The organism is Nocardioides turkmenicus, assembly GCF_011045035.1.
In the GTDB taxonomy this organism is placed as follows: domain Bacteria; phylum Actinomycetota; class Actinomycetes; order Propionibacteriales; family Nocardioidaceae; genus Nocardioides; species Nocardioides turkmenicus.
Genome location: NZ_JAALAA010000010.1, coordinates 23,993 through 50,473 on the forward strand (window position 1 = coordinate 23,993; position 26,481 = coordinate 50,473).

General features: G+C 72.5%; 30 protein-coding genes. 10 read left to right on the top strand and 20 right to left on the bottom strand.

The window, feature by feature from the left end:
* Positions 1-4: 4 nt before the first annotated feature.
* From G5C66_RS13205 to G5C66_RS13225, 5 genes are read right to left on the bottom strand one after another with little or no spacing between them, the layout of a single operon-like run.
* The gene (locus G5C66_RS13205; RefSeq protein ID WP_165111434.1) at positions 5-1,018 is read right to left on the bottom strand and encodes an ABC transporter substrate-binding protein; all 1,014 of its coding nucleotides are present in this window, start codon (positions 1,016-1,018) and stop codon (positions 5-7) included.
* A complete protein-coding gene (locus G5C66_RS13210; RefSeq protein WP_165111435.1) occupies positions 1,015-1,806 on the bottom strand; it encodes an ABC transporter ATP-binding protein in 792 nt (263 codons plus the stop codon). Before G5C66_RS13210 ends, G5C66_RS13205 begins: the two co-directional genes overlap by 4 nt.
* The gene (locus tag G5C66_RS13215) at positions 1,803-2,939 is read right to left on the bottom strand and encodes a FecCD family ABC transporter permease (RefSeq protein WP_206444075.1); all 1,137 of its coding nucleotides are present in this window, start codon (positions 2,937-2,939) and stop codon (positions 1,803-1,805) included. Before G5C66_RS13215 ends, G5C66_RS13210 begins: the two co-directional genes overlap by 4 nt.
* Complete coding sequence (locus G5C66_RS13220) at positions 2,939-4,603, bottom strand: prolyl oligopeptidase family serine peptidase (protein WP_165111436.1); 1,665 nt, start codon at positions 4,601-4,603, stop codon at positions 2,939-2,941. Before G5C66_RS13220 ends, G5C66_RS13215 begins: the two co-directional genes overlap by 1 nt.
* A 5-nt stretch (positions 4,604-4,608) precedes the next feature.
* Positions 4,609-5,811 carry a hypothetical protein gene (locus tag G5C66_RS13225; RefSeq protein ID WP_165111437.1) on the bottom strand — a complete coding sequence of 401 codons (1,203 nt, stop codon included), beginning with the start codon at positions 5,809-5,811 and terminating at the stop codon, positions 4,609-4,611.
* Positions 5,812-5,924: 113 nt separating this feature from the next.
* Between G5C66_RS13225 and amiA the strand changes: the two genes are divergently transcribed.
* The 8 genes from amiA (at position 5,925) to G5C66_RS13260 (ending at position 14,025) form a co-directional block, all read left to right on the top strand.
* Positions 5,925-6,023 (top strand): streptamidine family RiPP, encoded by a 99-nt coding sequence (gene amiA / locus G5C66_RS26020; RefSeq protein WP_241248494.1) that lies wholly within the window; start codon positions 5,925-5,927, stop codon positions 6,021-6,023.
* 131 nt (positions 6,024-6,154) lie between these two features.
* Positions 6,155-6,928 (top strand): hypothetical protein, encoded by a 774-nt coding sequence (locus G5C66_RS13230; protein WP_165111438.1) that lies wholly within the window; start codon positions 6,155-6,157, stop codon positions 6,926-6,928.
* Positions 6,925-7,911, top strand: a complete 987-nt coding sequence (locus tag G5C66_RS13235) for a CocE/NonD family hydrolase (RefSeq protein WP_165111439.1) — start codon at positions 6,925-6,927, stop codon at positions 7,909-7,911. Before G5C66_RS13230 ends, G5C66_RS13235 begins: the two co-directional genes overlap by 4 nt.
* On the top strand, positions 7,908-9,311 hold the full coding sequence (locus G5C66_RS13240; RefSeq protein ID WP_206444076.1) for a YcaO-like family protein: 1,404 nt from the start codon (positions 7,908-7,910) through the stop codon (positions 9,309-9,311). Before G5C66_RS13235 ends, G5C66_RS13240 begins: the two co-directional genes overlap by 4 nt.
* A 13-nt stretch (positions 9,312-9,324) precedes the next feature.
* Positions 9,325-10,320, top strand: coding sequence for a nitroreductase family protein (locus G5C66_RS13245; RefSeq protein ID WP_165111440.1), 996 nt, complete (start codon positions 9,325-9,327; stop codon positions 10,318-10,320).
* Positions 10,317-11,972, top strand: a complete 1,656-nt coding sequence (locus G5C66_RS13250; protein WP_165111441.1) for an ABC transporter ATP-binding protein/permease — start codon at positions 10,317-10,319, stop codon at positions 11,970-11,972. The genes G5C66_RS13245 and G5C66_RS13250 overlap by 4 nt, the downstream gene beginning before the upstream one ends.
* Entirely contained in the window at positions 11,969-13,663 is a 1,695-nt protein-coding gene (locus G5C66_RS13255; protein WP_165111442.1) for an ATP-binding cassette domain-containing protein, read from the top strand. Before G5C66_RS13250 ends, G5C66_RS13255 begins: the two co-directional genes overlap by 4 nt.
* 83 nt (positions 13,664-13,746) lie before the next feature.
* The gene (locus G5C66_RS13260; RefSeq protein WP_165111443.1) at positions 13,747-14,025 is read left to right on the top strand and encodes an HU family DNA-binding protein; all 279 of its coding nucleotides are present in this window, start codon (positions 13,747-13,749) and stop codon (positions 14,023-14,025) included.
* A gap of 66 nt (positions 14,026-14,091) precedes the next feature.
* Here G5C66_RS13260 and G5C66_RS13265 read toward each other — a convergent pair whose 3' ends face one another.
* From G5C66_RS13265 to G5C66_RS13280, 4 genes are read right to left on the bottom strand one after another with little or no spacing between them, the layout of a single operon-like run.
* Positions 14,092-15,483: an ABC transporter ATP-binding protein gene (locus tag G5C66_RS13265; protein WP_165111444.1), complete on the bottom strand. Its 1,392-nt coding sequence runs from the start codon at positions 15,481-15,483 to the stop codon at positions 14,092-14,094.
* On the bottom strand, positions 15,480-16,307 hold the full coding sequence (locus G5C66_RS13270) for an ABC transporter permease (protein WP_206444077.1): 828 nt from the start codon (positions 16,305-16,307) through the stop codon (positions 15,480-15,482). The genes G5C66_RS13265 and G5C66_RS13270 overlap by 4 nt, the downstream gene beginning before the upstream one ends.
* Positions 16,304-17,257 carry an ABC transporter permease gene (locus G5C66_RS13275; RefSeq protein ID WP_165111445.1) on the bottom strand — a complete coding sequence of 318 codons (954 nt, stop codon included), beginning with the start codon at positions 17,255-17,257 and terminating at the stop codon, positions 16,304-16,306. Before G5C66_RS13275 ends, G5C66_RS13270 begins: the two co-directional genes overlap by 4 nt.
* A complete protein-coding gene (locus tag G5C66_RS13280; RefSeq protein ID WP_165111446.1) occupies positions 17,254-18,795 on the bottom strand; it encodes an ABC transporter substrate-binding protein in 1,542 nt (513 codons plus the stop codon). Before G5C66_RS13280 ends, G5C66_RS13275 begins: the two co-directional genes overlap by 4 nt.
* 126 nt (positions 18,796-18,921) lie before the next feature.
* On the opposite strand from G5C66_RS13280, the gene rpmG reads away from it, so the two are divergent.
* Complete coding sequence (rpmG, locus tag G5C66_RS13285; RefSeq protein ID WP_165111447.1) at positions 18,922-19,092, top strand: 50S ribosomal protein L33; 171 nt, start codon at positions 18,922-18,924, stop codon at positions 19,090-19,092.
* Positions 19,093-19,193: 101 nt separating this feature from the next.
* Here rpmG and ykgO read toward each other — a convergent pair whose 3' ends face one another.
* From ykgO to G5C66_RS13315, 6 genes are all read right to left on the bottom strand, one after another.
* Positions 19,194-19,316 carry a type B 50S ribosomal protein L36 gene (gene ykgO / locus G5C66_RS13290; RefSeq protein WP_165111448.1) on the bottom strand — a complete coding sequence of 41 codons (123 nt, stop codon included), beginning with the start codon at positions 19,314-19,316 and terminating at the stop codon, positions 19,194-19,196.
* Positions 19,317-19,321: 5 nt separating this feature from the next.
* The gene (gene rpsR, locus G5C66_RS13295; protein ID WP_165111449.1) at positions 19,322-19,558 is read right to left on the bottom strand and encodes a 30S ribosomal protein S18; all 237 of its coding nucleotides are present in this window, start codon (positions 19,556-19,558) and stop codon (positions 19,322-19,324) included.
* A gap of 24 nt (positions 19,559-19,582) precedes the next feature.
* Positions 19,583-19,759 (bottom strand): 50S ribosomal protein L32, encoded by a 177-nt coding sequence (rpmF, locus tag G5C66_RS13300; RefSeq protein ID WP_165111450.1) that lies wholly within the window; start codon positions 19,757-19,759, stop codon positions 19,583-19,585.
* Between the two features lie 33 nt (positions 19,760-19,792).
* The gene (locus G5C66_RS13305) at positions 19,793-20,911 is read right to left on the bottom strand and encodes a CobW family GTP-binding protein (RefSeq protein WP_165111451.1); all 1,119 of its coding nucleotides are present in this window, start codon (positions 20,909-20,911) and stop codon (positions 19,793-19,795) included.
* Positions 20,911-21,171, bottom strand: a complete 261-nt coding sequence (locus G5C66_RS13310; protein ID WP_045547218.1) for a type B 50S ribosomal protein L31 — start codon at positions 21,169-21,171, stop codon at positions 20,911-20,913. The genes G5C66_RS13305 and G5C66_RS13310 overlap by 1 nt, the downstream gene beginning before the upstream one ends.
* Before the next feature lie 78 nt (positions 21,172-21,249).
* Positions 21,250-21,807, bottom strand: coding sequence for a helix-turn-helix domain-containing protein (locus G5C66_RS13315; RefSeq protein ID WP_165111452.1), 558 nt, complete (start codon positions 21,805-21,807; stop codon positions 21,250-21,252).
* A 73-nt stretch (positions 21,808-21,880) separates the two neighbouring features.
* Between G5C66_RS13315 and G5C66_RS13320 the strand changes: the two genes are divergently transcribed.
* Positions 21,881-23,446 (top strand): bifunctional NAD(P)/FAD-dependent oxidoreductase/class I SAM-dependent methyltransferase, encoded by a 1,566-nt coding sequence (locus G5C66_RS13320; protein ID WP_165111453.1) that lies wholly within the window; start codon positions 21,881-21,883, stop codon positions 23,444-23,446.
* A 9-nt stretch (positions 23,447-23,455) separates the two neighbouring features.
* Here G5C66_RS13320 and G5C66_RS13325 read toward each other — a convergent pair whose 3' ends face one another.
* The 5 genes from G5C66_RS13325 to rpmB all read right to left on the bottom strand — a co-directional run bounded on the left by G5C66_RS13325 (position 23,456) and on the right by rpmB (position 26,393).
* Positions 23,456-23,980 (bottom strand): hypothetical protein, encoded by a 525-nt coding sequence (locus G5C66_RS13325; protein ID WP_165111454.1) that lies wholly within the window; start codon positions 23,978-23,980, stop codon positions 23,456-23,458.
* Between the two features lie 14 nt (positions 23,981-23,994).
* Complete coding sequence (locus tag G5C66_RS13330; RefSeq protein ID WP_165111455.1) at positions 23,995-24,702, bottom strand: TIGR03943 family putative permease subunit; 708 nt, start codon at positions 24,700-24,702, stop codon at positions 23,995-23,997.
* A gap of 79 nt (positions 24,703-24,781) precedes the next feature.
* The gene (locus G5C66_RS13335; protein WP_165111456.1) at positions 24,782-25,768 is read right to left on the bottom strand and encodes a permease; all 987 of its coding nucleotides are present in this window, start codon (positions 25,766-25,768) and stop codon (positions 24,782-24,784) included.
* Positions 25,769-25,851: 83 nt separating this feature from the next.
* Positions 25,852-26,157 carry a 30S ribosomal protein S14 gene (gene rpsN / locus G5C66_RS13340; protein ID WP_165111457.1) on the bottom strand — a complete coding sequence of 102 codons (306 nt, stop codon included), beginning with the start codon at positions 26,155-26,157 and terminating at the stop codon, positions 25,852-25,854.
* Complete coding sequence (gene rpmB / locus G5C66_RS13345) at positions 26,157-26,393, bottom strand: 50S ribosomal protein L28 (RefSeq protein ID WP_165111458.1); 237 nt, start codon at positions 26,391-26,393, stop codon at positions 26,157-26,159. Before rpmB ends, rpsN begins: the two co-directional genes overlap by 1 nt.
* Positions 26,394-26,481 lie beyond the last annotated feature (88 nt).

A 26,481-nucleotide genomic window follows, 5' to 3' on the forward strand; every position in this document is an offset into this window, starting at 1 on the left:
CGTCTCAGAAGGCGTCGGGGTGCAGGCCCTCCGCGATCGTCCGCACCGCCGCGACGTTGCCGAGCGTGCCCGGGAAGGTGTCCGGGGTGCGCAGCACGACGAAGCGGTCCTCCTTGACGGCGGTGACGTCGGGGAAGGTCTGGCGCAGGTACGTCTCGACCCGCTCGGCCTCGGACTGCTCACGGACGGCGAACACGATGGCGTCCGGGTTGCGCGCGGCGATCTCCTCGGGCGAGACGACCGCGGAGAAGAACTGCTCGAAGAGCTTCTCGTCCGGGCTGAAGACGTTCTCGCCGCCCGCGCGGTCGATCATGTCGTACTCCACCCCGGCACCGATCGCGGAGATCGTCTTGCCCTCGACGAAGAGCTGCGCGACGGTGGGCCGTGGCCGGTCCGCCACCGCCTTCTCGACCGCCTCGAGGTCACCGCGGGTCTCGGCGACCAGCTCGTCGGCGGCGCCTGGGACCCCGAAGATGCTGCCGAGCGCCTCCAGGTCGGTGAACAGGTCGGTGACCTCGCCGGTGGCGCGGCGCTCGGGGCAGCCGCCGGCGGCGACGTACGTGGTCACCCCGGCGTCGCTGAGCTGGTCGATGGTGGCGAAACCCTGCTCGGCAGTGAACTCGTACTCGGTCGGCGCGACGACGGCGTCGGGCTGCACGTCGAGGAGCTGCTCCCGGGCCGGCGGCGCGTCGGTGCTCAGCTCGGGCACCTCGCTCGCCTTCTCGGCGACGTCCTCGGGCAGCTCGTGCATGGCGGTCTGCGCCTGGCCGACGAGCCGATCGGCGAGACCGAGGCGGACGAGCAGCTCGGTCTGGGCGGGGCTGAGCCCGACGATGCGCTCCGGAGCGGACTCGACCGTGACCTGGCGACCGCAGTTCTCCACGGTCACCGGGTAGCCCTCGGCGGCCTCACCGTTCGCCGCGGCGTCGTTCGTGACGCCGGTGCCACCGCATCCGGTCGCGGCCAGCAGCGTGAGCGCTGCCACCGGGACGGCGCGCAGCAGTGGGGTGGTGTTCATGTGTTCCTCTCTCGGGTCCGCGCGGACGTCCCGCGCAGGAGCAGGTGGGGGGTGCCGGCCTCCGGATCGGTGATCCGGCTGGCCTCGACACCGAAGACCTCACGCACCAGGGCCGGCGTGAGGATGTCGGCGGGCTCGCCCAGCGCGACGACGCGCCCGCGGTCGAGCACCGCGACGCGGTCGCAGTAGGCCAGCGCGAGGTCGAGCTCGTGCAGCGCGACCACGGTGGTGATCCCGAGCTCCGCGACGGTGTGCATCAGCTCGAACCGGTAGGAGACGTCGAGATGGTTGGTGGGCTCGTCGAGCAGCAGGAGCTCGGCCTCCTGCGCGATCGCCCGGGCGAGCAACGTACGCTGCCGCTCACCGCCAGAGAGCCGGTGCACCGGCCGGTCGGCCAGCGCGGCGACGCCGGCCAGCTCCATCGCCCGGCCCACGACCCGCCAGTCCTTGGGGCTGTCGCGGCCCAGCACTCCGCGGTGCGGCGTACGTCCCAGCAGCACGCTCTCGGCGACGGTCAGCCCGAACTCGTCCGGCGGCTCCTGGGCCATCACCGCGACCCGGCGCGCGATCTCGCGACGGCTCATCGTGGCGACGTCGGTGCCGTCGAGGCGCACCTGGCCGGAGACCGGCCGGAGCGCGCCGAAGCAGGCCCGCAGGATCGTCGACTTGCCGCTGCCGTTCGCGCCCAGGATGCCGAGGACCTCCCCCGGCTCGACGACGACGGACGCGGCGGTGACGACCTCGCGGCCGCCGCGGCCCAGGGTGAGGTCCAGCGTCTCGAGCCTCATCGCGCCATCCCCTGCTCGTCGGCGGCCCGGCCGCGCATCAGCCAGAGGAAGAACGGCACTCCGATCAGCGCGGTGATGATGCCCAGCGGCACCTCGGCGGGCGCCGAGACGGTGCGGGCGATCAGGTCGGCGCCGCACAGGAACAGCGCGCCGCCGAAGACCGCCACCGGGACGATGCGGCGGTGGTCGGAGCCGACCAGCACCCGCGCGATGTGTGGGACGACCAGGCCGACGAACCCGATCCCGCCGGCGACCGAGACCACGGTGCCGGTGAGCAGCGCGGCCGCCAGCAGCAGCACCGACCGCAGCCGGTTGACCCGGACGCCGAGCGCGGTGGCGGTCTCGTCGCCGACCTGCAGCGCGTTGACCGCGCGTCCGGTGGTGACCGAGACCACGAGGGCGACCACGAGGGCGACCAGCGGCCCGGCGAGGTCGGTCATGGTGGCCGCGGAGACGGAGCCCAGCAGGAAGAACATCACGCTGAACACGTTCTGCGCCTCGGTCGTGAGCGTCAGGTAGCTCGTGATCGCGCTGAAGAAGGTCCCCAGCGCGACCCCGGTGAGCACCAGGCGCTGCGGGGCGATGCTGCCGTTCTTGTACGCCACCCCGAACACCGCCGCCGTCGCGACCGCGGCACCCACGAACGCCGCGGTGCCTATCCAGGCGCCGACAGCGGCGGCGCCGAGCACCACCACGGAGACCGCGCCCACGCCCGCGCCCGAGGAGACACCGATGATCGCCGGCTCGGCCAGCGGGTTGCGTACGACCGCCTGGATGAACACCCCGGCGAGGCTCAGCGCCGCTCCGGCCAGCGCGGCCAGGAGAGCGCGCGGCAGCCGGAACTGCCACACCACCTGGTCCTGCAGCACCGTGTAGGTGCCGTCGCTCATCCACGGCATCCCGGGCAGCAGGTGCCCGGTGACGAGCTTGGCGGCGTCGAGCGCGGTCAGGTCGACGGTGCCCGCGGAGGCCGACAGCGCGACGACCACGGCGAGGGCGGCCGCGAGGCCGACGGTGAGCAGCCGGGCGCGCCATCGTCGCCGGGCAATGACGGCGGGGACCTGGCCGGACGGTCGCGTCCGTACTTCCGGTGGCGCTTCGTCCGTGGTCACGGAGACATCGGTGGGGGTCATCACACTCCTGTGGGTCGGTGAGCTGAGTCGAGGGCGAAGTCGAGGACGGAGGCGGCGAAGTCGTGCACGGAGTCGAGGTGGTTGCCGCCATGGCCCATCCGCGGGCGGTGGCTGCGTACGACCTCGGCGCCGCGGGCCCGCAGCACGTCGGCGAGCCGGTCGGTGGGTTCGGCGGCGACCCGGGAGTCCTCCGCGAACGTGGTCAGCAGGAAGCGCGGCCACCCTCGGTCCGGAAAGCGGCCCGCGCGCGCGAACGGCGAGTAGTCGTCCATGGCGGCGCGCACCGCCGGGTCGGCGGGGTCGCCGAACTCGTCGGTCCAGTGCGGGGCACCGGGATGCTCGGTGAAGCGGTGCGGGTCGAGCGGTGCGGCCGTGCAGGCGACCCCGGCGACGAGGCCCGGCTCGGCGAGCGCCGCCGAGACGGCGACCAGTCCGCCGAGCGACGCCCCCGCGAGCACCAGCCGTTCCGGCCGAGCGAGGCCGAGGCGCACCAGCTCGCGGGCCACCGCGACCGCGTCGGCGACCGTACGCACCTTGCCCGCGCCCTGTCCGGCGGCGTGCCACGACGTGCCGGCCCCGCCTCCCCCGCGCAGCCGGGCGGTCACGTGCAGCCCGCCGAGCTCGCACCAGGCCGCGACCGAGGGCTCGAAACGAGGCAGATCGACGACACCGAAGCCGCCGTAGACCTCGACGAGGGTCGCGCCACCGGGATCTCCGGTCACGACGAGCTCGATCTCGGCTCCGTCGTCCGCGGTCACCGTGATCAGCCGTGACCGCCGACCCTCGCTCGTCGAACGCGCCGCCTCCTCGATCGGCGCCACCTGGGGCACCTCCGCCGGCGACTCGATCCGCGCCCAGGCGCGGCCCTGCGCCCAGGACAGGCCCGAGACCGTACGCACCTCCTGCTGGTCCGAGACGGCAACTGTCTCCGTCGCGGTGAGCAGGCCGCCATCGGCGCCGAGCCGGACGATCGCCGAGTGGCCGTCCCGGACCAGGTGGACCAGGCAGCCGCCCGGGATGGCCTGGGCGTGCACGGGGACTCCCGGAAGGGTCTCCAGCCGGCATCGCGCCGATGCCTGTCCTTGCAGACTCACCAGCTCCTCGCCGGTGACCGCCACCAGCGTGTCCGCCGCCGCGCTGACGTTGCGGACCCTGGGGAGCTCGAGGATCTGGGCGCCGTCGGTGCCGACGAGCAGGGTCCGCTCCTCATCGGTGCGGGCGATCACCACCCTGCCGCCGACGCCGACCGGTGTCGCGCGCTCACCTGTCGCGGTCGTGAACAGCGTCCGGGCCGGCTCACCGGTCCGGACGCGCAGGCAGCGTCCTTCGGCGTCGGCGACGACGAGGCCGTGGTCGTCCCAGGCCATCCGGGCGTGACGGACCGCCACCCCGGGGATCCCGGTCGCCTCCCCCGACGTGGTGTCGAGCACGAGGAGACGCCCGTCCTCGGAGCCGTCGTCGCTGATCTCGACAGCGACCAGGCGCCCGTCCGCAGACGGCGCAGCGCCCTGGATCCGAGCGTCCGGGTCGAGGACGAGCCGGCCGTCCTCGTCCACCAGGACCGGCAGCAGGTCGCCGGAGCGTCGGGACAGCCGGAACCGGCCCAGCGGCAGGCCCGGGCGACCCGCGCGCTCGGCACGACAGAGCGCGTCGTGCACGCTCACGCGCGTCACCGCCCGACCCCGTCGACCCGGGTCTCGGGCTCCCGGAGGACGGCCAGGTGACCGCCCTCGTCGAACGGTGATCCGAGATCGAGGGTCGACTCGATGCCGGTGCTGCGGACGAGGTGGAGCTCGCCGTCGCCTCCGCGCGTCACCGCCGCCAGGTCGCCCGAGACCAGGGCGAGGGCACGCCGCTGCGCGGACCTGTCGCCGACCGGGTCCCAGGGCGCCACCCCGGGCTGCGGGGCGGCACTCATCGCCGGCAGCTCGACCTCGCTGAGCCGGCCGTCGGCGAGCATCGCCAGCCGGTCGCCGTCGGGGTGTATCACCGTCCACACCACGGTGCCGTCGAGCGCGTCCGGCCGGAACACCAGACCCTCACCGGTCCGGGTCACCTCGGCGGAGCCGTCCAGGCTCCACCGCACCACGTGGTTGGTCCAGGTGTGCCACCGCGCGGCGTCCGAGTCGGCACCACGGACGGCGCCCACGATCCCGGCCTTCGGGTCGAGACGGAGGAAGTACGCCCGGCCCGGCACCGGCCACGGCCAGGTCTCGAGGCGCTCGGGCCGACCGTCGGTGACCCGCAGCCGCTCGATGCCTGCCTCGGTGGAAAGGTGGACCACGCCGGACCGGTGGTCGCCGGCGTCGCCGTGACCGAGGTCGCCCGCCAGCTTCAGGCGCTCACCGCGTACGACCGGACAGTGGGGGCCGGCACGGAGGAGGGCGTGGAGCGGGATGACCTCGGCCTCGCCGGGCTCGCGGTGCCGCAGCACGACCATGGGCTCCCCCGTTCCGGTATCCGGAACGATCACGACGCCGGGCTCGCCGGTGCGGACCCGTACCCGCACCGCGGTGGCTCCGCTCGCATCGGCCAGGTCGACGACCGTGACCAGGTCGCTCCACGGCTCCCACGACGCACCCAGGCCGGTGGTGACCACGACGTAGCGCCCGGTCGGGTCGCAGGCGAGGTGCTCGGCGGGGATCGCGACCGGCACTCTCCGCGCCTGACCTGCGCCGTCGATGACGACGAGCGTGCCGAGACCGTCGTCGGCGAAGACCGCCCGCGCCCCTCCCAGCGCACCTGCCGGGAGCGTCAGGACGCCGGCGTGCTCGGCCAGCGTGGCGCTCGACCAGGGGCCAGGCAACGCGCCGGGATCGAAGGTCCGCCAGCGGCCGGCGCGGTGGTCTGCGAGGACCAGTGTGGGGTTCATGGTCGGACACACTACTGGTATTGGGAATGATTCTCATATACGTTTTGCCGCTGTCCGCACCAGCGGGCCCCGGCGATGCCGGGTGGAAACGATCCGACAGAGGAGCTAGACCGATGAACAACGACATCGTGAGCGAGATCGAGGACACCGAGCAGCTGGCGCACCTTTCCGCCACGCACTCCAACGCGCTGGTCGAGAACCCCTTCGACTGATCGCTGACGGGTGAGCACCCCGTGCCGTTCGGGTGAGCTGGCCACCGCCTGATCGCGGGGGCGCCGGGCTGACGAGCCCGGCGCCCCCGGCCCTGTCCCCACCATCGACCACCGAGCAGCCAGGAGATCCGATGTACCCCAGACACGAGTGGCGCCCCCTTCCCGCCGCGCGCGGAGAGGTCCGCCTGTCGCCGGACATGCCGGCGCTGCGTACCGGCTCGGGGGACTTCCTCAGGCTGCACGACCTGCCCGGTCCCGGCCGGGTCCCGACCTACCGCTACCTCCTTCGGGTACGCCGCGCCGCGCTCGAGCGCGAGGCGCGGATCCGCCGCTCGCGGTGGCCCGAGGGCCGGCGCAGCGTCCTCGTCCTCGGCCACGGCCGGCTCAGCCGCGCGCTGGCCGCCGAGCTCATCCGCTCGGGTGCAGAGGTCCGGCGCGGCGGAGGCAGGCTGCTGGCGCGGGCCGACGCCGTCGTGGACGTGCGCGAGGTTCCGCAGCGACCCGGGACCGACGAGTCCCTCGGACACCTGACAGCGGGCGGGGCCGTCCTGCTGCGTGCCAGGCGCGAGGGCAGCCGGATGCTGATCTTCCCGCTCATCGTCGACGGCAGCGAGGCCACCCCCGACCAGGTCCGCCGCCGCCGGCTGGCCGCCTCCCCGGCCGCCTCCGAGCTCTCCTCGTGGCTCTCGGGCAGCCGCCGCGACCCACGGCCGCTGCCCCGCACGACGCTGACACTCACGGTGGCCCGCTGCCTGTCCATCCTGGAGGACTGGGCTGCCGACGACCCGGCGGTCTCCGAGCACCGGCTCCTGCTGCGGGTCGTCGGCGACGGCCTGCGGGAACGCGCGCACACCGTCTTGGGGTTCGACGAGCCGGCACCGCGCCCGCAGGGACCCGCCCGGTGACCGAGCCGGAGATCCGTCCCTTCCCGGTCACGACCCGCGACGGTGTCGTCCTCGGCGGCTGGCTCGTCCGCTCCGTCGGCACCGCCCGAGCCGTCGTGCTCGTCCGCACGCCCTACGACGCCCAGGCCCACCTGCCGCTCGCCCGGTCGCTGGCGCGGCACGGCTTTGACTGTCTGGTCCAGGACGTACGCGGCCGCTACACCTCCGGCGGCACCTGGCGGCCCTACGCCACGGAGGCCGTCGACGGCATCGACACCGTCGACGCGCTGCAGCAGCGCTGCCCGCGAACGCCGGTGGTCGCCTACGGTGCCTCCTACGCCGCTCACACCGCGCTCGAGACCGCTCGTGCCGATCGGCGGGTGGCGCGGGTGATCGCCCTGGTGCCCGCTCTCGGCGCGTACGAGACCGCCTACTCCGTGGACGGGACCCCGCAGCATCTGGACCGCCTCGGCTGGTGGGCGATCCACGGCTTCGGACGCCGCGCCGAGCCCGCGCTCGCCCCCGAGATCCTGCGGGCCGCGACCGCCGTCGCCGACCGCGACGGCCCGGTCGCCGCCGCGGCCGGCCTCGGCTGGGACGCGGCGCGCCTCGATGCCTTCGGCGCGCTCTGGTCGACACCACCGCGCGACCTGCCCCACCACTTCGGCGCTGTGACCGCGCCGCTGCTCGTCGTCACCGGCGACGCCGACCCGTTCGACGCGTACGCCCGCCGGCTGGCTGCCGCCTGGGGCATCCGCAGCGGAGCCGGCAGCGCCCTGGTCAGCGGGCCCTGGGGCCACGACCTCGGCATCGGCACCAGCGACCCCGCGCTGCGGGCGGCGTACGAGGCCGCCGGCTCGCCCGGCCGCATCGTCCTGCGCTGGCTCACCGACGGTGTGCCGGCGACCGACCAGGAGCTCCGGCTTGATGTCGCTTCCCGGACCTGGTCCGAGCGACCACTCGTCACCGCGACCGAGCCGGCCATCGAGAGAGGACACGCATGACCGGAGCATCCACGGCGATGCCGCCCCTCGACGTCGAGCGGCTGGTGGACCGGGAGACCGGGCTGATCCGGCGAGTGCGCGAGGTGCTGCGCCCCGAGCGCGCGCCGCTGCGCTACACCTCGCTGACCGCCGAGGTCTCCGACGCCCGCTGGCTCGGCGACTGGCCGGCCGACCGGGTCTCGCTCGGCACCACCTTCGGAGACGTCGCCGGCGCCCGGATCGCGGCGATCGCCGAGGGCGTGGAGCGCTACTGCGGAAACTTCATCCCGGACAGGCTCGACCCCGCGGAGTTCCGGACCGGAACCGCCGCCGACCTCCGGCTCCAGGGTCTTCGTGTGGTCGACCTCGACGACCTTCCTCGCTGGAGCGCCGGACAGCTCGCCCGGCCCGGCTTCCCCTACCGCGCTCTCGACGAGGAGGTGCCGACGTTGTGGAGCCGCTGCCAGGAGCAGCCGGCCTCCGGCTACACCGAGGAGGCGACCGATCTGTGGATGCCGCACGCACTCGTCGGCCTCAACTGGCGCCAGCGCCGGTTCGCCCATCTGGACCGCGTCTTCCATCTCAACTACGCCGGCATCGCCACCGGACAGGGCACGGCCGACGCCCACGACCGCGGACTCCTCGAGGTCGTCGAGCGGGACGCCCTCGAGGTCTGGTGGCACCACGACGGACCTGCTCGCGGGATCGACACCGCGTCGGTCCCAGGACTGAGCGCCGACCTCGAGGGCGCACCCCTCGACGTCCACGTCGTCCAGATGCAGACCGAGCTCGCGCCGGCGATGGCGGCACTCGTACGCGACCGGGAGACGGGGGTGTACGCCGCGGGCTTCTCGGCGTCCACCGACCCGGTGCGGGCCGTCCGCAAGGCCGTCCTCGAGGCGGTCCACACCTGGATCTACACCCTCGGCTGCCTCGACGCGGACGGCTGGGTCTTCGAAGCCGTACGTGCCGGGCTGATGGCTCCGGGGCTCTACCTGGACCATCGCGAGGATCGCAGCTACCTCGACGCGGTGGGCCCGGACTTCGCGAACGTCCGCGATCTCGGCGCCCATGTGCAGGTCTGGCTCGATCCCCGGGTGCACAGGCTCGCCGAGCGGTTCACGGCGCCTGCCCTCGGCGAGGTGCCGATCTCGGAGGTGCCGGCCACGGACGTGGCCGAGGTCCGCCGTCTGCTGCACAGCGGCGGCCACCGCGTCATCACGCGCGACCTCACCACGCGTGATGTGGCGCAGACGTCGCTGCGGGTCGTACGCACCTTCGTCACCGGCCTGGTGCCGAACGCCCCCGCGGCGTTCCGCTACACCGGGATGCCGCGCTTCGCCGAGGCGGCACGGCGTCGCGGCTGGGCGCAGGCAGACCCCGACGAGGCGCTGGCCCTGTGCCCGCCGCCTCACATGTGACCGGGACTCGACCGTGACCTCCACCACGGCTCTCCTGGAGACCGCCTTCTCCCCCGACCTTCCGGGCGATCCGCTGCCTCCGGGCCCGCACGCGAACCGCTGGCCCGGCGAGCCCGTCGAGATCGGCGGCGCGGCGGCGACGGCGGTCCACCGGCTGTGGCGGGCGCGAGGTCACCATCCACGCCCCGACGGGACGCCGACGACGGTCCCGCGCCGTGCCGTCCCCTCGGCTGGCGGCTGCTACCCCGTGCAGTGGCACCTGGTGGTGCCTCCTGGGCGCGGGGCGCACCTCGGCCCGGGGCGCTACGTCTACCATCCGGTGGCCGAGCGGCTCGTGCGCCGACCCGAGCCTCCGGGATCAGCCGGCTCGGGGCGCGACGACGTCGAGATCGTCCTCACGGTCCAGCCTGGACGCACCTTCGGTCGCTACCGGCACCGGTCCTGGCCGCTGTGGGTCGCGGACGCGGCGTACGCGCTCGAGGCGCTGCTCCTGCTTCTCCCCGGCGCCCACCTGCCCAGAGACTGGTCGGACCTCGCCGCCGCCCGACATGCCCTCGGCCTGCCTCGAGCGGGACAGGCGGTCTGGTGGCTCGACCGTGGCCTGGTCCCCGAGATCGCCATGGCCCGGATCAGCTTGCCCCTGGCCCCTCGGCTCGACGAGATCGCCGCCGCGGCGATCTGCTCGCGCCGCAGTCCGGCGCTGGACCGCTTCCAGGAGCACCGTGCTCGTGGCCGCGCGGACGCGGAGGTCGCCGAGGTGGCCCGGCAGAGCGGCCAGTCGTGGGTGCTCGGCGCCGATCGCGTGATCGCCTGGGACCGCCCCCTACGTCTCGACGCCACCGGCTACGCCCGGCTGTGGCAGGTGCATCGCGAGGCCGCCCGGCACACCTACTCCCTGAACGCCCGAGGCCACGGCGTCCGCCCCGTCTCCGGGTTCTGCGTCCCGTCGGCGGGCGCCCCGCCGCTGGTCCATGCCATCGCCATCCTCGAGAACGGAGCTTCCGCATGATGGTCGACACCCTGCTCCTGCGCACCGCGCTGCGACATCCCGGCCCTGCCACGACGACGGTCGGGCTGCAGGTCCTGGTGACCGCCACCTACCTCCCGCAGGCCTATGCCCTGGCCCAGGGACTCTTCGCGGTGGTCGCCGGCGACGGCGACCGCGCGGTGACGGCAGCGCTGTGGATCGCCGCGATCGTGGCCGCACGCTGGCTGCTGTCGTGGGCGCATGCCCGGGCCGCGGCACGACTGGGAGAGGACGTACGCCTCGGGGTGCGGGACGAGGCGCTGCGCGGCGTCCTGGTGCCGGAGGCCCTGCACGACCCTGGCCGTCGCGACGGTGGTCTCCGGACGGCGCTCGTCGACGGGGTCGACGGGGTCGACGCGTACGTCACCCGCTACCTGCCCGCGCTCGCCCAGGCGTTCCTGCTGATCCCGGTCGTGACCGTTCTGCTGGTCGTCGTCCACCCGCCCGCCGGCCTGGCGGCCGGGCTGGCGGCAGTCGCGGCGCTGACGGCTCCGCTGCTGTGGAAGCGGCTCATGCGTCGACGCTCGGACGAGCACTGGGACACCTATGAGGGCCTGGGGTCGGACCTGCTCGAGGCGCTCCGCGGGATGTCGACGCTGCGCCTCCTCGGGCGGGTCGACCAGACCCGTGCCCGGCTGGCCCGGCGGAGCGAGGACCTGCACCGGGCGACGGTGCGGGCGATGCGTACGTCGCTGCTCGACACCGCGCTCATCGACCTCGCCGTCCAGGGAGGCACGCTCGCGGCCGCCGGGCTCGCACTGGTGGCGAGCGTGACCGGCTCCGGGGTGCCACCGGCCGAGCTCTACCTGGCGCTGATGCTGGTGAGCGAGGTCTTCCGGCCCATCCGGGACCTCTCCGGCGCTTGGCACGCCGGCTATCTCGGGACCTCCGCCGTCCCGGCGCTGCGACGGCTCGGCGTCGGCGGGGCGGGCGCAGTGACGGGTACCCCTGCCGCCGACGACCGGGACGCGACCCCGGCCGGTGCCCTCGTCCTCGACGACGTCTCCTTCGCCTACCCCGGCGGGCCGGCGATCCTCGACGGCGTCCGGGCGACCTTCGAGCCCGGCGCGGTCACCGCCGTCGTCGGCCCGAGCGGGGCCGGGAAGACCACGCTTCTCGACCTGGTCCTCACCCACCTCTCCCCCACCAGCGGCCGGGTTCTGCTCGGCGGTCGGCCGGTGCGTACGTCCGAGGTCGCCGTGGTCTCGCAGCGCCCGGTGCTCTTCGAGGGCACCGTCCGCGAGAACCTGCGCGTCTCCCGCCCCGACGCGAGCGAGGCAGACCTGTGGCGGGCGTGCACGGCGGCCGGCATCGAGCAGGAGGTACGCAGTCTCCCCGCCGGCCTCGACACGCCGATCGCCAGCGCCGGCGCGAGCCTGTCCGGCGGTCAGCGCCAGCGGATCGCGCTGGCCCGGGCGGTCCTCTCCGACCGGCCCGTCCTGCTCGCCGACGAACCGACCAGCGCTCTCGACCCAGCCGCCGCACAGACCGTCACCGAGACGCTCGCCAGGCTCGCCACCGACCGGATCGTGGTCGTCGTCGCCCACCGCGAGGAGTCGCTCGACGGCGTCGAGCGCGTTCTCGAGCTCGCCCGCGGTCGACTGACCCCACTGCTCGACGGGAGCCACGTATGACCACCTCGACAGCCTCCGCGCGCCCCCTCACCGCTCTGCTCGGCCACCTGGGCGGCGAGCGCCGCGCCATCGTCGCCACCATCCTCCTCGTGGTCGTCAGCCAGGTGTGCCTGGGAGCCATCTCGGTGCTGCTCGCCGCGGCCGTCGGCCACGCCGTCGTGCTCCGTAGCGCGCCTCCGGGTTGGTTCTGGGTGCTGTCGGCCGGCCTCGTGATCGTCCGGGCCGTGCTGACATGGGGCGAGATGGACGCCTCCCACGCGCTGGCGTTCCGGGTGCTCGCGCGACTCCGGATGGCGCTCTTCGACCGCTACGCGGTCGCGCTGCCGACCAGGCGCCGCGAGAACACCGGCCGGGCCGCATCCACCGCGATGGCCGACACCGAGCGGCTGGAGTTCTTCTACGCCCACACCGTCGCCCAGCTGGTCGCCGCGGCGGTCAACGCGCTCCTCGGACTGGTCCTGCTCGCCGTGGTGGAACCGGTGCTCGCCCTGGTGACGCTCACCGCTCTCGCGCTCGTCCTCTCGACCGTCCCGCTGGGCCGGCGCCGCCTGGAGGCCCTCGGGGCGGAGATGGTCGAGGCCACCGGCGCCCTGTCCGACCGCGTCGTCGACGTGCTCGGCGGCCTCCGCGAGGTGCTGGGCTACGGCCTGCACGAGCCGGTCCGCCACCAGATCAGGGAGACCGGCGCCGGGGCCGCCCGGGCAGCAGGCAGGCTGGAGACCACCCATCGCGTGCTCGCCGGAGCCCGTGAGGCGGCGGTGACCCTCGCGGGCGTGGGCGTGCTGGTCGGCGTACTCGGCCGCGGCGTCCCCGCCGAGCACGTCGCCACCCTGGTCGTCCTCGCGCTCGCGACCGTCGCACCGGTCGCCGACGCCGCCGCCACCTGCGCCCGGCTGCCCGCCCTGCGTGCGGCGGCCACCCGGGTCGGCGACGAGCTCGCCCGTCCCGCGGTGCTCACCCGCGACACTCCGCCGGCGCCCCTGCCCGACGGGCCGCTCGGCCTGCGGATGCACGGGGTGGGTTTCGGGTATGACGAGCGGCGCGTGCTCGACGGCTTCGACCTGAGCATCGCCCCCGGGGAGCACGTCGGCCTCCGCGGCCCTTCGGGGGCGGGCAAGTCGACCGTGGTGTCGCTCGCCAGCCGGCTCTGGGACCCCGACACCGGGTCGGTCGAGCTCACCAGCTCGACGCGTGCCGAGGTCGCGATCTCGGCGGTCGACGACGCCGCCCTGCGGGCTACGCTCACCACGGTCGAGCAGGACGGCGCGCTCTTCTCCGGCACCGTACGCGAGGCGATCGCCGGCCCGTCGACGACCGACGCCGAGATCGAGGAGATCCTCACCCGGCTCGGCCTCGCGGACGCGGTCACCCCCGACAGCCACATCGGCGAGGGCGGCCTCAGCCTCAGCGGCGGGCAGCGGGCCCGTCTGCGGCTCGCCCAGGCGGTCCTGCGGCGCCCACGGATCCTGATCCTGGACGAGCCGACCGCCGACCTCGACGAGGCCTCCGCCAGGCAGGTGACCGACCTTCTCGGCACCCTTCCGGCCACGCTGCTGGTGGTCTCCCATCGCCACCAGACCCTCGCCGGGATGGACCGGGTCGTCGACATCGCGGCGCCGGAGGTCTACGAAACGCCCACAAACCCCCGCAGACCGCGTAACCACGCGGGACACGCGGCGCGTGAACGTTGAAGATCCCCACCTCTGGCCTACGCTGGCGACGAGCCGCATCTCGTCTACCTTTGCGGCTCGGATCAACGATTAAAGGAGATCGCATGAACCGCACCGACCTGGTGAGCGAAATCGCCAAGCAGGCGGAGATCACCCAGACGCAGGCCTCCGCCGCCCTGGGTGCCGCCATCGAGGCGATCAGCGCGGCCGTCGCTGCCGGCGACAAGGTCACGCTGCCCGGCTTCGGTACGTTCGAGTCGCGCGAGCGCTCGGCTCGCACCGGCCGCAACCCGCAGACCGGCGCCGAGATCAAGATCCCGGCCTCGAAGGGCCCGGCGTTCAAGGCCGGCTCCGCCTTCAAGGAGCGGGTCGCCAAGGGCTGAGTCCCCTGGACACGCACGAAGGGCCGGGTCGTCACGACCCGGCCCTTCGTCTGTCTCGTGGTGCGTCTACAGCGCCACCTCGCGGTCGGCGAGTGCCGCCGAGAGGTCGACGTCATGGGTGACCACGAGCAGTGCGGCCCCCGATTCGGACACCTCGCTCATGAGCGCGTCGACGGTCTGCTCCTGGGTGACCAGGTCGAGACGTGATGTCGCCTCGTCCGCGAAGACCAGCGACGGCTTCGGCAGCATCGCGCGGACGACCGCGATCCGCTGCAGCTCACCGCCCGAGACCTGCCCGGGACGACGCCTCAGGATCTCGTACGGCAGTCCGAGCCGCTCCAGCATCGCCTCGACCTGCGACGCATCGATGCCGTGGCGTCGCATCACGTCGCCCATCGCCTTCTCCAAGCTGACCCGTTGCGGGAACGACAGCGCCGGGTCCTGGTAGAGCTTCTGCATCCGGCCCTTCCCCGCGCCCCGGCCGTACGTCACCGATCCGCTGTCGACCTCGGTCAGCCCGAGCAGCGCGTTGCCGAGCGTCGTCTTGCCGGCACCGCTGGGCCCGGTGATGGCGACCCGCTCACCGGCACGGATCTCGATGTCGACGCCGTCGAAGACCACCTTGTGGGCGTAGGACTTCGTGATCGCCTCGGCACGGACGAGCACGTCGCCGTCGTCCGGGGCACCGGTCCGCATCCACGGGTGTCTCCAGTGCACCGGCTCGGCAGCGAGCAGGCGCTTGGTGTAGTCCTCCGCCGGCGAGGTGAGCACGACCTCGGCCGGACCCGACTCGACCACCGCGGCTTCTCGCATGACCATCACCTCGCCTCCGAGCCGGCGGGCCAGCCGCAGGTCGTGGGTGATCGTGAGCAGCAGCCCGCCCTCGTCGAGGTGGCCGAGGAGGAGGTCGGCGAGCTGGTCGACCGATGCCCGGTCGAGACCCTTGGACGGCTCGTCCAGGATCAGCACCTTCGCGCCACCGACGGTGGCCGCGGCGTACGCCACCCGCTGGGCCATCCCGCCCGAGAGGGTGTGCGGATAGGACGAGCTGGCCCCGGCCAGACCCACCTGGCCGAGCCGCGTGTCGGCTGCCTCGAGCGCGGCCCTGCTTCGCGGCGTCCAGCCGGCGACGCCCTCGGCGACCTGAGCCCGCACCCGCATCGTCGGGTCGAGCGCGAGCGCCGGCTCCTGCGGAAGAAGGGCGACCTCGCGGCCCCACAGCCTGCGCCGCGAGTCCCGCTCGGCCAGGTCGAAGGCGGCGTCGCCGACCGCCAGGGAGCCGACCGCGGACAGCTCGGGCGGCAGCGTACCCATCAGGGCATGGGCCAGGATCGACTTCCCCGACCCGCTCTCCCCGACGATCGAGAGCGGCTTGCCGGCCTCGATGTGGACGTCGGGCACGTCAGCCAGGACGAGCGACCCGGTGCGTACGACCACTCCGGTGGCTTTCAGGTTCATCGCCCCTCCTCATGCGATCGCAGCCCGAGCAGGCAGATGGTCAGGCAGAACAACACCGCGACCGGCGCCAACGGCATCCACGGTGCCGCGTCGTAGAACGGGAACGACTCGGTGATCATCAGTCCAAGCTCTGCACGCGGCGGTTGCAGCCCGACCTTCACGAAGCCGAGCGTCGACATCGCCAGGATCGAGGTGACCATGCCCAACGAGGACAAGGTCACCAGGAGCGGCCGGAGCGCCGGCCAGAGGTGGCGGCGTACGACATGGAGCCAGCCGAGCTGCAGCAGTCCGGCAGCCTCCACGGCCGACGAGCCGAGCACCAGGGCGCTGCGAGCGCGCACCACCCGAAAGAACTCCACCCACTGCACGAGCGCGAGGCCGACGTAGAGGGCGACCATCGACCCGGGCGCAGCCAGGGCCGAGACCAGGAGCACCACGAGCAGGGCCGGGATGGCGACGAAGGCCTCCGAGATCGAGCGGAGCGCCGCGTCGACCCAGCCGCCGAACCACGCCGACAGCACGCCGGCGACGCAGCCGAGCACCAGCGCGGTGGCGACACAGACCGACGCGAGCAGCAGGGAGACGCGGGTCGCGTGGGCGACGCGCGAGGCGACACTGCGGCCGTAGTCGTCGGTCCCCAGCGGGTCGGCGACCGACGGTGGCTGCAGATAGCGAGCCAGGTCCTGCGCCGCCGGATCGGGAAGCACCAGCGGCCCGATCAGCGCGAACGCGATGATCAGCCCGAGCCCCGCCATCGACGCGACCCGCGTCCACGACGGACCAGGGCGAGCCCCCACGGTCTGCTCCAGCATCAACATGCTCATGCCGCCACCGCCCGTCCCCGCGGCCGCGGGTCGAGACCCAGCACGGCCAGATCGACGAGCGTGTTCACCAGCACGATCAGCAGCGCCAGCACGAGGGCCGATGCCTGCAGCACGGGGATGTCCCGCCAGAAGACAGCATGCACCAGCGAGTGGCCAAGCCCGTCCCAGGCGAAGAGGCTCTCCACCACCACGACTCCTTCGATGAGCACGACGAACTGCACGCCGAGGTACGGCACCAGCGACACGGCCGCGTTGCGCAGCACGTGGCGCACCAGCACCCATCTCTCGGGCAGCCCCTTGGTCTGCGCGAACTCCACATAGGCCGAGCCCCGGACCTCGATCACGGCGTCGCGGGTCACCCGCGCGACGAGCCCGGACAGGCTCAGCCCGAGGGTCAGCGCCGGAAGGACGATGCCGCCGTCGCCGTGCCCGACCGCCGGGAAGAGTCCCAGCTGGGCCGAGAGCACGATCATCAGCAGCAGGCCGAGCAGGAACGGCGGCACGGCACGTACGCCGGCCACCCACAGCGACGAGAACCGGTCGGCGAAGCCACCGGGCCGACGGGCCGCGACGACGCCGATCCCGGCACCAGCGATCACCGCGATCACGATCGAGAGCAGCGCCAACTGGAGCGTGGCGGCCAGGTAGTGGCTCACCTCGGTCATCACGGGCTGAGAGGTGACCAGGGACCTGCCCAGGTCGAGCTGGAGCAGGTCGACCACCCACTCCCCCAGCTGCTGCCACAGCGGCCGGTCGAGCCCGAGCTCGTCACGGACGGACGCCGCAGCGTCGGCGTCGACCATGTCGTAGCCGTATCGACCTGCGGCGATCCGGTAGGCGATGCCGCCCGGCAGCCGCTGGGTGATCACGAAGCAGAGCGCCGAGACGCCGATCGCCACCGCCAGTGCCTGAGCGGCCCGGCGGGCGACCACACCACCGAGGCGGCTCATTCGGCCAGCTCGATGTCGGTGATCCGCCAGCTGGTCTCGAGCGCGTCGATCTGGAAACCTTCCACGCGGTCGCTGACGGCGGCGTTCATCCGATACCAGGAGACCGGGACCAGCGGCAGCTGCTCCTGGGCGCTCGTCACGATCGTCCGGCGGTGCTCGGCCGCCTCCTCACCCTCGGCTCCGGCCATCAGCGCAGCCACGGCCTTGTCGACAGCAGGGTCGCTCCATCCCATGGTGCCCCAGTCGGAGCCGCCCTTGGCGAAGGTGTCGGCCACGGTGGGCAGCGGGTCGGAGATCAGCGCGAAGGACTTGGCGACAAGTGCCATCTGCAGACTGCCGTCGCCGTGCTTGGCCGGCACCTCGCTGGAGTTCGTGACCTCGACGTCGACCTTCACGCCGACCTTCTTCAGCTCGGCCTGGATCGCGGTGGCCAGCGCCGGCAGCTCCGGTCGGTCCGGGTAGGTCAGCAGCTCGAGCGTGAGCGGCCTCCCGTCCTTGGCGACGGTGCCGTCGGCGCCGGTCTTCCACCCGGCCTCGGCCAGCAGCGCCTTCGCCTTCTCCGCGTCGTACGTCAGCGGCTCGAGCTCCGCGTCCCAGTCCGCCAGGGTCGGGGTCAGCAGCTGGGTCGCGGCGATGTCCTTCTCCCTCAGGACCGCCTCGGCGATCGACTCGCGGTCGAGCGCCATGCTGATCGCCTGCCGGACACGTACGTCCTTCAGGGCCGGATCCGCGGCGTTCATCTTCATCAGGATCGTGCGCGGCTGCAGGGCGGACTCCATGTCCACGCCGTCGGTGCTCTCCACGCGCTCGCGGCCGGCGGGCTCCAGCCCGAAGACCACGTCCGCCTGGCCGCCGGTGGCCATCACCGCACGGCTCTCGGCGCGACCGACCGCCTGGAACGAGACCTTCTCGACCTCAGGCTCCTTGCCCCGCCAGTCGGCGACGCGTACGGTCTCGATGCGGGAGGGAAGCGACACCTTCGCGACCTCGTAGGGACCGGTCCCGACGATCTTCTCGACCTTCCCCTCCGCGTCGTAGGAGGACGGGGCCAGGATCCCGGTGCTGTAGTGGGACAGGGTCGCGGGAACGGACACGTTCGGCTCGCTGAGCTCGATCACCACCGAGGTCCCGTCGGCACGGATGGTCTCGACGCCGACATCGGCGAGCGGACTGGCGGCGTCGGCGGCCATCTTCTCGAGCACGGCGACGACGTTCTCGGGCGTCATCGGCTTGCCGTCGTGGAACTCGACCCCGTCGGCGAGCTCGAAGGTCCAGACCTTGTTCGCCTCGTCGGCCGACCACGTGGTGGCCAGGCCCGGGACGAGGTTCCCTTCGACATCGGCCGTGACCAGCGTCTCGGTGACGTGGAGTCGGGTGAAGAAGTAGCCGTCCGAGGACGGTTCGAGGCTGTGGATCTCGAACGGCCCGGCAATCCGGAGGGTGTCGGAGTCGGCGGACTGCGACGAGCCACAGGCAGTCACGGCGAGCGCGACGGCAGCGAGCGCAGCAGCGCGACGCAGGTGGGGGCGGTTGTTCATCGTTGGTGCCTTCCAGTCAGGAGGGCCACAACTTAATTGAGAACAATTCTCATCACCAAACCGATTAACGATGGGGAGGGCGTGACCACCATTGAGACTCGTTCCCATTATCGGTAAGCTGAAGATATGGCAAGCAGATCATCCGATGTACGCCCCAAGATCAAGCTTCGTTCCACCGCAGGCACGGGCTACACGTACATCTCCAAGAAGAACCGACGAAACACTCCTGATCGGCTCGTGCTGCGCAAGTACGACCCGGTGGTGCGACGCCACGTCGAGTTCCGCGAGGAACGCTGACCCTCGCGGCGCTCCGCGCCGCAGTCGATTGATCCTGGCTCCCGACACACAGACGGCGCCGAGCCCCGATTCCGGGGACTCGGCGCCGTCTGCGCGATTGATCAGCCCTGACGGGCCTTCAGCCGTGGGTTCAGCTTGTTGATCACGTAGATCCGGCCGCGGCGGCGTACGACCTGGGAGCCGGGCTGGTTCTTCAGCGACCGGATGGAGTTGACGACCTTCATGGGCGCTATCCCTTCGTGCTCGTGTAGGGCAGCAGCGCGAGCTCGCGGGCGTTCTTGATCGCCTTGGTGACGGCGCGCTGCTGCTGCGGGGTGAGTCCGGTGACGCGGCGCGAGCGGATCTTGCCGCGGTCGGAGATGAACGTACGCAGCAGCTGCACGTCCTTGTAGTCGACGTAGGTCACGCCCGGGTCCAGCAGCGGCTTGCGGCGCTTGCGGACAGGCGTGGGCGGGCGCTTGGGCATGGGTCAGCCTTTCGGGGATTCGGTTCAGCGGGCCTTGGCAGGGTCGACCAGCCCGCGCTGGACGGCTCGGACCAGGCGGCGGGGCACGTCGTAGGTCTGGCCATCGACGGTGACCGGGACGAGCGCGACCGGGGTCGCCTTCCAGCTCGACCGGCGGTGGCGGGTGTTGCTGCGCGACATCTTGCGCTTGGGTACGGCCATGGCGGCCTCCTTCGTGGTGGTTGACGGTCCGGGTCAGGCGGCGCGGCCGATGGGGCCGAGCCAGTCCTCGAGCCCGTCCCAGGACTCCTCCCAGATCTGACCGCGCTGGGCGATCTCCTGGTCGGTGAGCAGGGCGCGCTCGAAGGCGCGCGGGATCTCGTCAGCCTCGTCGTCGATGCCGATCACGACGATCCGGGTCAGCCGGTCGGTGCGGCCCCACTTCTGGGTCGAGCCGACGCTCGCCTGGCCGCCGGCACCGTCCCAGACGCAGATGTCGTCGGGCCGGGTCGGCACCCAGAAGCAGCCGCGGGAGCGACGCGGACCGCCGCCGAGGATCTCCAGCTCCTCCTGGAACCGGACCGGGTGGATCGGGCGCTCGGAGCGCAGGTCGAGCCGCCACGCGCCGCCCGCGGGCAGGGGCGGCAGCGGGTTGCGGCGTACCTCCGCGACCCAGGCCTCCACCGCGTGGTGGCGGTGCACACCGGCGACCAGGCCCGCGGCGTCCAGGAGCGAGGGGTCGGTCACCACCGGCGTACGCGGGCGGGCGAGGGTCGCCACCAGCGACTGCTCCTCGGGCTCGGGGGTCTCGGTGATGCAGACGAGGTCGGCGTACTCGACGATCGCACTGGCGACCTCGGCGACGCCGCGGCGGTCGTCCTCGGAGGTGGCCAGACCGCGCTCGTCGAGGAGGTCGGGACCGAGCAGGTCCTCGGCGACCGTCGTGCCCTCGAGCGCCGCGACGACGGCGGAGATGCCGATGTGCGGCGCCATCCGCGGCGCCCACGCCAGCACCCGGCAGACCTGGACCGCCTCAGCAGCGACCGGCAGGCAGGCCACGATGCTCCCCCAGCGACCCTGGGCGGCGAGCCGCTCGAGCGTCGGCACGATGTCCTCGCGGATCGCGCAGGCGACGCAGGCGTGGGCGAGGTTGATCTCCTCGTGCTCGATCACCCCGGTGACGTCGCTGACGACGCGGGTGAGCAGCTGGCGCTCCGGGTCGATGATGTGGCGGACCGTGACCGCGTCGGGGAGGCCGAACTGGAGCGAGATCGTCGCCGACAGCATCGCGCCCTCTTCGACGCCGCTGACCAGGACCACCGGCACCTTCGGACGGGACAGGTTGCGGGGGGACCGCGGACGAGGGGTGCCCATCAGCCGCGCCCGTAGCGGCGCTTGAACCGCTCGACCCGTCCCTCGGTGTCGACCACGCGGCCGCGGCCGGTCCAGAACGGGTGGCTGGCACTGGAGACGTCGACGTCGACGACCGGGTAGGTCTCGCCGTTCTCCCAGGTGACCCGCTCGTGGTCGTCGGCGAGGCGCTCGACGAGCGTCGACCGCATCAGGAAGAGCTTGTCCGCCGAGCGGTCGCGGAAGACGACCGGCCCGGAGACGGGGTGGATGCCTTGCTTCATGGGGACCTCCCGCTGTGGTTAATGATAACGATTCTCATCTTACACAGTCGGCGTCCGTCCTCCACATCGAAGTGCGACTCACCCCTCCGCGGTGTGGGTGTGCATGCGTACGCCGTCCCTGTTGAAGATGCTCAGCACCTGCGCCGGGCGGGATCCGGTCGCGAACATCGCGTGCGGCACCCGGGTGTCGAACTCGGCCGCCTCACCACGGGTCAGCACCAGGTCACGATCGCCCAGCAGCAGCCGCAGCTTCCCGGAGATGACGTAGAGCCACTCGTAGCCGTCGTGCACCCGCGGCTCCGGCACCTCGGTCACCGGCTGGTAGGTGATCTTGAAGGTGCTCACCGGCGACCCCTCGGGCGTCAGCGGCGCGATCTCCATGCCGTCGCGACGTTCCACCGGGCGCCTGACCCGCGGGTCCGGCACCGACGGCGTCACCAGGCTGTCGAGGCCGACGCCGAGGTGGCGGGTCAGCGGGATCAGCAGCTCGAGGCTCGCCTGCCGCTTGCCCGACTCGAGGCGGGACAGCGTGCTCGGTGACATCTCCGCCTTCGCGGCCAGCTGCTCCAGGGTCCATCCCTTGCTGTGCCGGATCGCCCGGATCCGCGGTCCGACCTGCTTGAGCTCGTCGATCATGTGCTCCATCTCCCATTTGCCATTTCAGCAAGAACTCTTGCCGTTCTTTCATTGTGCCACTGAACTGGATGACATGAACGCACACACAGAACACCTTGACGTGATCGTCATCGGCGGCGGTGCCGCCGGACTCTCCGCCGCCCTCATGCTGGGCCGCTCCCGCCGCCGGACCCTCGTGATCGACTCCGGCCTTCCCCGCAACCGCTTCGCGGCGCACATGCACGGCGTCCTCGGCCACGAGGGCATCGACCCCGCCGAGCTGCTCCGCAAGGGGCACGAGGAGCTGGCTGCGTACGACATCGCGATCCGGCAGGGGCGGGTCGCCCGCCTCGACGAGACGGACGACGGCGTGAGCGTCCTCCTGGAGGACGGGCAGCGGCTCGCGGCGCGGGTCGCGATCGTGGCGACCGGGGTCACCGACGAGCTTCCCGACATCCCCGGCCTCGCCGAGCGCTGGGGCAGCACCGTCCTGCACTGCCCCTACTGCCACGGCTGGGAGGTGCGCGACCGGAGGATCGGCGTGCTGACGACCTCGCCGCTCGGCATGCACCAGGCGCAGCTGATCCGCCAGTGGAGCGACGATGTCGTCGTCTTCACCGCCGGGCTCGGGCAGCTCGAGCAGGCCGAGAAGCAGCGGCTGCTGGCGCGTGGGATCACGCTCGTCCCTGGCCCTGTCACCGAGGTGCTCGGCGAGGGAGACCAGGTCACCGCGGTGCGTACCGCCGACGGGTCGACCATCGAGGTCGGCGCCATCTTCACCGCCGGCACCCTGCGCCCGCACGACGACTTCCTGACCCACCTCGGCCTCGAGCGCACCGACACACCGGCCGGCAGCTTCCTCGCCGTCGATCCGACCGGCAAGACCAGCAGCGACCGGATCTGGGCGGTCGGCAACGTCTCCAACCCGATGGCCAACGTGCCGATCAGCATGAGCGCCGGCACCATGGCCGGCAGCTTCGTGAACATGACCCTGGTCACCGACGACTTCGACCGCGCGGTCGCCGGCCCCGCCGAGCCGAGCGACCCGGTGGCCTTCTGGCAGGAGAGGTACGCCGGCAGCGACCGGATCTGGTCCGGCAAGGTCAACGCGGTGCTGGGTGACATCGCCGCGAGCCTCGAGCCCGGGACCGCGCTCGACCTGGGCTCCGGCGAGGGCGCCGACGTCATCTGGCTGGCCCAGCACGGCTGGCAGGCGACCGGCATCGACATCTCCGACAACGCCGTCTCCCGCGGCCGAGAGGCGGCGCGGGCCGCCGGCCTGGCCGAGGAACAGGCGCGGTTCGTGGTCTCCGACCTCTCCGACCCGGCCGTCCTCGACCGAGGCTATGACCTGGTCACCGCGAGCTTCTTCCACTCCCCCGTGGAGCTGCCTCGTACCGACATCCTGCGCCGGGCGGCCGAGCTGGTGAACGCCGGCGGCCACCTGCTGATCACCTCGCACGCCGCCGCGCCGCCCTGGGCCGACGCCTCCGCCCACGAGCACGACTTCCTCGACGCCAAGGAGGAGCTCGAGGAGCTCGGCCTGCCCGAGGACGCCTGGGAGACGGTCATCCTCGAGCACCGGCACCGCGCCGTCACCAGCCCGTCGGGCGGGCCGGCCACGCTCGAGGACGCGGTCGTCCTGCTCCGCCGCCGCTGATCGCCGGCGTCAGGCCGCGCCGCAGCTCTCGGTGAGGTACTCGCCGAGACGCTCGTAGGCGAGGTTCTGCGCCTCGCTGCGCTCGAGCGGGTCCTCGCCCCGCCCGGTGCGCAGCGCGTCCTCGATCATCATCCGCACACCCTCGACAGCCGCGGCCGGCGTGCCTTCCGGGACGCCCATCGACTGCAGGCTCGTGGCCGCCAACCCCAGCGCCGTCTCGTTCTCGTCGTTCGGCGTGGACATCTGGGCCGCGTGGGCGTTCGCCATGGTCTGGACGGCGCCGCAGAACTCCTCCAGGGACGCGACCGGCCCGGAGGCGACCGGGGCCGCCGACGATCCCGCCCCGGACGGAGCGGCTGCCGGAGCGTCGGAGCCGCCGAGGTCGCGGGTCAGCACCACGACGCCGATCGCGACCGCGATCAGCACGCCGACCACGAGCGCGCGCGGCGTGTGCGGCAGCCGGTCGCGCCAGGTCTGCTCACGCTGTGCCGCGGCCCGTCGGGCGGGGTTGCCGGAGCGTCTCGGGTCGCCCACTCGCTGACGCTCGCTCACTGGTAGGTGTTGGCCGGAGCCTCGCGCGGCTCGACCGAGGAGGCCTCGATGGCCGTCTCCGACTTGCCGCCCGGAGCGGTGCCCTCGACCCAGCGGCCGGTGACCGCGACCCAGGAGTCGCGCTCCGGAGCGTCGTCGTAGTCCTCGACCCGCACCCGGGAGGCGCTGGCGTCGGCGGCGCAGCAGGCGATGGCGATGCGGGTGACGTACCAGTTGCCGTTCTCGTCGGTGCTCACGAAGCCGGTGAGGCGTACGTCGCGGTCCTTGATCGTCGCGCCGTCCTCGACACCGGCACGCCACATGAACTCCGCAACCTCCACATCCACCGGGCCGTCCGAGGCCGGCAGCGGCAGGATCTCGGCGTCGGGAGCGGCCGCGACCGGGTCGCCGGCGCGGCGCTCGGCGAGGTAGGCGCCCAGCGACGGCGGGCTGGCGACGAAGACGATCACGCCAGGCAGGAGGGCCAGCCAGGTCATCGCCGGGACCTTGTGGCCGTGCCCGTCGTGCCCGTCGTGGTCTTCGATGTCGCCAGGCGCCGGACGCAGCAGCATCCACACCGTCAGTCCGAGCAGCACCACGCCGGTGGCTACCAGCGGCCACTTCATCCAGTCGGTGACGTACCTCAGATAGCCGTCGCCGAGCGAGAGCCGCAGCAGGACGGCGCCGAGGAAGCCGACGACGAGAGCCTGGGTTGTTCTGGTCACGCGGCCACCTCCGTTGCGCGAGCGCCATTGTACGGACGCGGCCGCGTGTTGATTGACTGGATCGCTCGCTGACGCTCGCTCACAGCAGCCACCATCCGATGCCGACGGCGGAGGCGACCGCCGTGATGATCACCAAGGGTACGAAGCGCAGGGCGAAGCCAATGCCGAACTGGCCGGCCTCCATCGAGGCGAGCTTGATGTCCATCGCCGGGCCGACGACGAGGAAGACCAGCTTCGCGGTGTCGGAGAAGGCGGTGAACGAGGCGGCGACGAAGGCGTCGGACTCCGAGCACAGCGCCACGACGAACGCGAACAGAGCCAGCGTGGCGATCCCCAGCACCGCCTGCCCGGCGACGGTGTTGACCACCGAGCGCGGTACGAAGGTGTTGACCGCCGCGGCCAGCATGGCGCCCAGCACCAGGAAGCCGGAGGCGTGCAGGAAGTCGTGGCTGACGTTGCCGAGGAACGACCGCTCGTGGGCGTGCACGTCACGCCCGAGGTTGGTGAGCCGCTCGAGGAGCAGCTTGCCGCGGGCCATCATGATCCAGCCGACCGCCACCGCGGTGATCAGCGAGGCCAGGAACCGGGCGAGCACCATCATCGGCTGACCGGGGAAGGCGACCGCGGTCGAGACGAGCACCGCCGGGTTGACCGCCGGAGCCGCGAGCAGGAACGTCAGCGCGACCGCCGGCGCTACCCCGCGGCGGATCAGCGAGTTGGTCACCGGCACCGCGGCGCACTCGCAGCCCGGCAGCCCGATCCCGGCCAGGCCGGCGACCGGGACGCCGAGCACCGGGCTCTTCGGCACGATCTTGCTCAGCGCCTTCTCCGAGAGGAACGTCGAGATCACGGCGCTGAGTAGCACACCGCCGAGCAGGAACGGCGCCGACTGCACCACGATGGCCACGAAGATCGTGCCCCAGGTGTTGAACAGGTCGTGGTCCAGGAGCGGCAGCAACCAGCGCTGGGAGAGCAGGATGACCAGCAGGACGATCGCGACGACCTCTGTCTGCCCCAGCCTGAACCCAGGCTTCTGCGCCGCCCGCACCGGGGTCTTCGTACTCATGAGGCGAGTGTCTAGCACAGCCCGATGACGGCCGGGTAGCGCCTCGCCGACTCGGAATGGTTCCGGTTAGGCTTGTGCTGGCGTCACCAGCTCGACTTGGTGATCCCCGGCAGATGACCCTTGTGGGCGAGCTCGCGGAACCGGATCCGGGACACGCCGGCCTTGCGCAGATATCCCCGCGGACGGCCGTCGACCTGGTCGCGGTTGCGGAGGCGTACGGGCGAGGAGTCGCGCGGGAGGCGGGACAGGGCGCGGACGGCCTCGGCCTGCTCGGCCGAGCCCGGCTCGGCGGTGCGGATCTGCTCCTTGAGGGCGGCACGGCGCTCGGCGTACCTCTCCACGACCTCGCGGCGCTTGGCCTCGGCCGCGATCTTCGACTTCTTGGCCATCAGACCTTCTCCCCTCGGGCGCGCATCTCGGCGACGACGGCTTCGATGCCGCGTACGTCGATCTGCTTGATCGCGTTGGTGCTGAGCCGCAGGGTGACCTTCCGGCCCAGGCTGGGGACGTAGTAGGTCTTCTTCTGCAGGTTGACCTCCCAGCGCCGGCGGGTCGCCTTCTTGGACCAGGGACGGTTGTTGCCGAAGCCGGGGCGGGCGCCGGTGACCTGACACGTGCGTGACATGAGAGCCTTTCGTCTTATCGGGAATCATTCCCAGTATGACACATGCCGCCCCGCCCCGCTGAACACGGGATCCATACCGATACCGACT